The organism is Thermodesulfobacteriota bacterium, assembly GCA_036397855.1.
Classification (GTDB): Bacteria; Desulfobacterota_D; UBA1144; order Nemesobacterales; family CSP1-2; genus DASWID01.
Map to the genome: position 1 here is coordinate 1 of DASWID010000189.1, position 6881 is coordinate 6881.

5 protein-coding genes are annotated in these 6881 nt (G+C 43.0%); 3 read left to right on the top strand and 2 right to left on the bottom strand.

Annotation, left to right across the window (positions count from 1 at the left end; translation table 11 throughout):
- Positions 1-555 precede the first annotated feature (555 nt).
- The 3 genes from VGA95_14305 to VGA95_14315 all read left to right on the top strand — a co-directional run bounded on the left by VGA95_14305 (position 556) and on the right by VGA95_14315 (position 4288).
- The gene (locus VGA95_14305) at positions 556-1314 is read left to right on the top strand and encodes a TVP38/TMEM64 family protein (GenBank protein ID HEX9667715.1); all 759 of its coding nucleotides are present in this window, start codon (positions 556-558) and stop codon (positions 1312-1314) included.
- Between the two features lie 135 nt (positions 1315-1449).
- On the top strand, positions 1450-2235 hold the full coding sequence (locus VGA95_14310) for an MBL fold metallo-hydrolase (GenBank protein ID HEX9667716.1): 786 nt from the start codon (positions 1450-1452) through the stop codon (positions 2233-2235).
- Positions 2222-4288 carry a phage holin family protein gene (locus VGA95_14315; GenBank protein ID HEX9667717.1) on the top strand — a complete coding sequence of 689 codons (2067 nt, stop codon included), beginning with the start codon at positions 2222-2224 and terminating at the stop codon, positions 4286-4288. The genes VGA95_14310 and VGA95_14315 overlap by 14 nt, the downstream gene beginning before the upstream one ends.
- Positions 4289-4436: 148 nt before the next feature.
- Here the strand turns inward: VGA95_14315 and VGA95_14320 are convergent, their stop codons facing one another.
- Together VGA95_14320 and VGA95_14325 are read right to left on the bottom strand one after the other, a co-directional pair.
- On the bottom strand, positions 4437-4595 hold the full coding sequence (locus VGA95_14320; protein ID HEX9667718.1) for a hypothetical protein: 159 nt from the start codon (positions 4593-4595) through the stop codon (positions 4437-4439).
- A gap of 40 nt (positions 4596-4635) precedes the next feature.
- Complete coding sequence (locus VGA95_14325; GenBank protein ID HEX9667719.1) at positions 4636-6750, bottom strand: thaumatin family protein; 2115 nt, start codon at positions 6748-6750, stop codon at positions 4636-4638.
- Positions 6751-6881: the final 131 nt, after the last annotated feature.

Sequence of the window (6881 nt, forward strand, 5' to 3'; positions counted from 1 at the left end):
GTCGTTCTCGAAATCCTTTACCGGGAATCCCTATAGAGGTCATTTGTCATCCTCGAATGTTTTAATCGGGGATCCATCGTTTAATTTTTTTATTTTCTTTGTCTTGATACAAAGAAACAAAAATCAAGGGCTGACAAAAAATTAGGATTTATTAAATCAATTCCTCCAGCTAAAAATATTTAATCCTACCACAACCCCAAATCTTTTTTTAACGCTTCCGGAATTGATTTTGGCAATTTTTTGAATGCCCATTTAAAATCTAAGAGATTGTCCACGAATTATCTAACATCTACAGCAATGACAGTGGATACCGTGTAGCTACAGGGAATTTGTTGGTTAAATTAAAGATAAAGGGTGAAAAATGGAAGACGACAACCTATTTTGTGGATTCCCTATCGCTGCGTTATAATCGTCGGGATAAGACTCTTTTGAACAGCGCCCGCCTGTGGTCGCCCAAAAAGAATTGGGTGGTAAAGTTGGTGCGGTAGAGCTTAATGGATATAGAAAGAATAATTTCTTGAATTGGCATCTTAGATTTATTTAACGTAGTTTTAATTGATCAGAACGGAGTCTAAGCTAATAGTTGAGAATTTAAACAAATTCCGCCAGCTTTCCTTTCACCATTACCCGATAAGGAAAATATTAAAAGACTCATTAGTAGCCCTCTTTATTATTTTTGTTTCAATTTTAATTGCTCATTATGTGGGGGATTACATAACTCCTGCCGAGGAATGGATAAAGGCTCAAGGTATATTCGGACCGATAATTTTCATTCTTGCATTTTGGGTTGGGACAATAATCTTCATTCCTGGAAATTTATTCGCAATAGCTTCGGGACTACTTTTCGGCCTTTTATGGGGATTTATTTATACAAGCATAGCCGAGGTTTCAGGCGCTATTCTTCTCTTTTTGATCGCAAGATATCTGGCCAGGAATACCGTTGAGAAATACCTGAGAAACCATCCAAAATTTCTTGAGATTGACAAGCTGGTCAGCAAAATTGGGAAGAAGGTCATGATGCTCTTACGTCTGGTGCCCTTGCCATATACCTTCTTATGCTATTTGTTTGGAATTAGTGAGGTCTCTTTCAAAGATTACGCAATTGCCCTGTCCGTTATTTTCCCAAAACTGTTTTTAATGGTCTATTATGGATATGTAGCTAGCAAATTAACAAAATTATCAGCTGGCACAGCTAGTGCTTACTCTGACATTCACTATATGTCGCTGATTTTTGGCGTTATCGTTTCGATTATTGCAATCGCATATATGGGGCATTTTGTTCTTCTGGTCCTGAGAAGAGCTGAACAACAATAGTGATAATTATATTAAGTTGGGTATCATTTAGCCATTATCTATCTTTTTTGAAAACAACTAAATTTTTCGAGTTATAATATTGAGACCTTTTACTCTATATTTTTCCTGAAATCATTAATGCCGAACTAAGACGTCATGTTACCAGCACCAAATATCACATATATTGGGCATGCCACAGTTTTAATAGAAATGAACGGCATGCGTATCTTGACTGACCCTGTTCTTCGCCACAGACTAGGATTACTTAGGCATAGCAGAACAGTCATAGCTCCAGCTGATTATGATAATATCGATGCCGTGTTAATATCTCACGTTCACCTAGACCACCTGGATATACCCTCCCTCAGGTTAATTGAAAAGGATACGCCGATGATAGTTCCTCAAGGAACCTGGAAATTACTCCATAGGCGACGTTTTAGAAACATAATCGAAATGCGTATCGGCGATTCCATAAATATTGGTTCAATCCGCGTTACATCTACATACGCACATCATGGAGGAAAACGATATCCGTTTGGTACGCAGGCTGATAGTATGGGTTTTATAATTGATGGTTCCCACAGTATTTACTTCGCGGGTGATACTGATTTATTCCCCGAAATGGCTGATCTTTGGGATGATCTAGACCTCGCTCTCCTCCCTATTTGGGGCTGGGGACCAACGTTGAGCAAAGGCCATTTGAACCCATACAGCGCTGCAGAAGCGCTGAGACTCTTATCTCCTCGTTTTGCAATACCCATTCATTGGGGCACACTTCACCCATTGGGTATGGGCTGGATGAGGCCAAGATTCCTCTACGATCCACCCAACGACTTCGTCCGTCATGCTGCAACTATTGCTCCTGACGTGAAGATTCATGTGGTCAAGCCTGGTAGCATTGTAGACATATCTGGAGATTATCGACTCGATGGGCCTACGTAGGGAACTATCCGAATTTTTCACCTTTGCATGGTTCACTAGAATATTGATAATATGGGCCTTAGAAATAACTGCTCTTCTATTTCTTGTGGCAATATTACCGGGTTTAAGTGTTGCGAACTGGGCAACTGCTATTTGGACCATCTTATTAATCAGTCTCTTGAACGCCCTGATATGGCCGGCACTTCTGTACTTCACGATGCCCTTCACCGTGCTTACATTCATCCTTTTAACACTTGTGTTTAATTGCCTTATCATATGGTTATCAGGTCAGATTGATCCGGGCTTTGAATCGTTAGGTTACTGGAGTATATCGCTAGCAGCCTTGGGCTTGACGGTCACTAACACATTCCTGATTGGCCTTCTTGCTATTGACTTCCACGAATCCTATCATCGCTATGTAATTGAACAATTCTCATCTAAGAAAGCCAATCCTGAAAAATTTAACACAGCGGGTGTAATCTTCTTAGAGATTGACGGACTCTCAGCTCCCGTATTAAGAAGGGCTATTGAAAAAGGTCAAATGCCAACCTTAGCCCGCTGGTTAGCGAAAGGGACCCACAGACTAATCGAATGGGAATGTGATTTATCTTCTCAGACTGCCGCGAGTCAAGCAGGAATTCTCCATGGAAACAACTTCGACATACCTGCCTTTAGGTGGTACGAAAAAGACAATAAAAGGATTATGGTATCCAATCATCCTCGTCACACGGCTGAGATTGAACGGCGTATGTCGAATGGTAACGGGCTATTGGTGAATGAAGGAGCCAGCAGGGGAAATATGTTTTCAGGTGATGCTTCTGATGTCATGTTTACATTTAGCACACTTACAGGACTTTCCAGAATTCATACCAAAAATTACTACCATTATTTCATAAATCCATATAATTTTGCACGAATGATCGAGTTATTTATCTGGGATATCATACTGGAGAAATATGCTGCATGGAAGCAAAGGTTAATGGATGAGCGCCCTCGAATCAAAAGAAGAGGTGCATATCCGATTCTGAGGGCATTTACAACTATTTTCCTCAGGGAACTTAGTATTTATATGTTAATTGGAGATATGTTCAAGGGGATACCTTCAGCTTATACCACCTTTGTCGGCTACGATGAGGTTGCACATCATTCAGGTATTGAACGGCCTGACGCAATTGACGTCTTGACAAAGCTCGACCATCAGTTCGCAAGACTAGAGGAAGCAGCGAATCAATCCCCCAGGCAATATCATTTTGTCGTTCTTTCAGACCACGGTCAAAGTCAGGGGGCTACATTCAGGCAAAGGTACGACATGACCTTAGAAGAATTTGTAAGGAAATTGGTTTCTGAGCAACACACCGTTGAAAGTACAGAACATGCCAGCGAGGGCTGGGGTAGTCTCAATGCCTTTCTAACTGAATTCATGAAGAATGAAGAACGACTAGCATCGCGTATTCTGAGAGGGATTATTAAACCGAGAACCTACAGTGGTAGTGTAATATTAGGACCGGATCACAGGTATTATGTGCACGAAAAAAGGTTTATAGAAAAGAAAGCAGCGGAAGTAGTAGTGTTGCCGTCAGGAAATTTGGGACTGGTTTATTTCACTAACTGGAAGGAACGATTAAGCTATGAGAAAATCAAAGAAAACTTTCCAAACGTGATACCTGGTTTGATTGAGCATCCTGGAATCGGCTTCATAATGGTCCATTCGGAAGGAAATGGACCAATGGTCATTGGCGCTAATGGAACCCAGTTTTTAGAAAATGGAAGAGTTGAAGGGAACGATCCACTCAAAAATTTCAGTCCCAATGCTCCCGAACATATTAAACGAAGCGACACATTTCCACATGTGCCTGATATCCTAGTAAACAGTCTTTATGATCCAGAAGCCGATGAAGTAGCAGCCTTTGAGGAACTGGTTGGCTCACATGGCGGATTGGGAGGTTATCAATCACTACCCTTTGTTTTATACCCATCCGATTGGGAAATGCCTAAAGAAAAAATAGTGGGTGCTACATCAGTCTACTCATTATTGAAAGCATGGGTTAACCAGTTTTCAGATTCAGAAGCCTAAAGCCATATAAAAAAATACCAAACGGTTATTGACCTCGGGTAGATTCGGGTTTCTTCACACAGCGTGTTTTTCTCAACGATAGCCGAGGTTTTCGAACCTCGGAAAGAATGGGTAGGTCGCGAATCCATTCGACAATGCCTCTCCTGAGCTATGCCGAAGCGCTCGGGACAGACCTACCCGTGACATCTGGTAAACCGGCCAGCAAGCATGTCCTGAGTAACACCGAAGGAACCGGGTGACTAGCCATTTTTGCAACATTTTTGATCCCAATACCAAGTGTAGGAGCCGACCCCACAGCCGACAGCATGTCATACAAACCCGAAGAGAAGTTTCAGTCCCGATTAACTCTAATACCTGCCCCACACTCTCCTTATTACGATGAAAACTGGAATTAGCAGATATACTGGAATCGATGGCTTAACACCAGTCAATGCAATAGAACAACCTCCGCCGCCTTGTGGGGTGTTATCATTACTATCCAGGTGGTCGAAAATCCCATCTCCGTCTGAATCAAGAAATTCAACGGGTGTGCCAGTTGCTGGATGACAACTATCTGCCACTCCATCACCATTCAGATCCTCCGAATCATCTTGCACCCCATCTCCATCCACATCTAATCCCCCCATTGTTTCATTAGCATCCGTTACCCCGTCGTTATCTGAATCCGAATCAACGAAGTCGGGTGCTTCATCATTGTCTGTATCCGTTAGAGGTAATGCGACACCTCCTTGGTCAGGATCCTGAGCATCATTGAGCCCATCTTCGTCTGAATCAGCAAAATTATCAACAACACAGTCACGATCCTCATCAAGACCACCACCCTCTAGAATGTCACAAATACAATCCCCATCCGAATCCAGATCGAGCTCATTAGGAAGTCTATCTCCATCCGGATCATCGGGAATTTCTCTCTGCAAAGATACTGAACCTCTTTGAGAATTCATTTCAGTGGAAGCGGATTCTTCCGTATTAGGTATGCCGTCATTATCTGAATCAAAATCATTTTCGTTGGTTACTCCATCATTATCTTTATCACCGTCACACCAAAATGTAACTGTATAGTCTTGACCACTAATCGGCGGGGCACTTTTTGGACAGGTATAGAGCCCACCCGATAATCCAGGTGGGCTATTGTTATCATCGAATGCCCAGGCATAGATCCCACCACCATTCGTATTGTTGCCACATGCCTTTTGGATGTTTTCAATATATATAGTGGAAGGTTTCTGAGTCATTGTAATAGGATCTGTAAAAGACGGCCAGACAGCGGTTCTACCGGTTGCTGCATCGCATTCTCCATAGGGATCGCAGAACTGATATGGAGCGCTCAGGCCACAAGCAGAGAGGGTGCATGTCCCCCCTTTTCCAAATGTAGAGAAACAATTTCCAGCTGGTTGAACTGGTGATATGTTATAAGGGGCGGGATTGCAGCCAAGCCTCGCCTGCTCGTCTGCAGTAAAATTAGTGAATGGTGGAACCCCAGGGAAAGCCGCCATGGTTCCAGGCGACAGACATGTTCCTAAATGGGTATCCGTATCTTTTCTGATGTCCCATTGATTAGTCATAGGATTCCAAAGAACTAGATTGTACGGACATACGCCATCTAGACTCTTACACTGTCCCCCTGCTATTATGCAATCCTGATTGTCAGGGGTAATTGTTACTCTTAAATTGAATCCGGCGACCGCACTTACATCGTAGTTATCTAAACCATTACAGTTTGGTTCTCCGCCATCAAACGTAAATTCGGCCAGGGTGACTGGCTGAGGTTGCGTGCCATCTGTTCCACAATTATTAAAACCACCGCAATCACCCCCGGTACATTCCAAACTTGGTCCATTTACGGTACAACCTGTTCTAGCTGCAAAATCTGCTGAGGTATAACAAAATGGAATGGTAAGACCCCTACTCTCACCCGCAGGTATTTCCCAGGTTGGACTTCCATCGCTCCCCCAAGGGGGTGGTAACCCACCAGCACGATTTCTTGAACAATTGCCAGTGGCTGCCTTTCCCGCGCTACTTGCATCACAAAGCAGAGGCGCATCTCCATTGAAACCATTATACGCCGCAATCCAAATTGATTCCGTACCACATTTATTTGTGAACGTTATCTTATGATTGGCAGATGATGGGGAAGGGGTCGGTGTCGGTGTTGGAGAAGGTGTTGGCGTTGGTGTGGGCGAAGGTATCAGACATATTGAACCGGGATCTGACATGCAAGTCGTGAATTTGCATAAATCTTCGAAACTATCGTTGCAGCCACCCGGCAAACTTTTCGTGCAGCAGAATTGATTAGGGGCGCAGCCACTGCAAATTGTAGCATCATCTCCAGTGCATGCCGGAACGGAAGCAGGCTGTTGACAATCCTGTCCTAGCGCATAGCCGTGCCTGTCAATCCATGTAGAAATAACTGAAACAAGAACAAACAATACTACAAATTTGACCCAATTGTTTTTAGACATGATTGTTCTCTCCGTTCTTAGATGTTTCTATTGGAGGGACTTACCTTTAGCTTGACGAAGGACGAGAAAACGTGATATATTCCTTAATCAATTTTTGAGAACCTAGCCAGCTACCATAGCGCGCTCACTCG

Bases quoted from the DNA above. Each gene is read 5' to 3' on its own strand.
- VGA95_14310 (HEX9667716.1), top strand. From the start codon at position 1,450: ATGTTACCAGCACCAAATATCACATATATTGGGCATGCCACAGTTTTA.
- VGA95_14315 (HEX9667717.1), top strand. From the start codon at position 2,222: ATGGGCCTACGTAGGGAACTATCCGAATTTTTCACCTTTGCATGGTTC.
- VGA95_14320 (HEX9667718.1), bottom strand. From the start codon at position 4,595: ATGCTGTCGGCTGTGGGGTCGGCTCCTACACTTGGTATTGGGATCAAA.
- VGA95_14325 (HEX9667719.1), bottom strand. From the start codon at position 6,750: ATGTCTAAAAACAATTGGGTCAAATTTGTAGTATTGTTTGTTCTTGTT.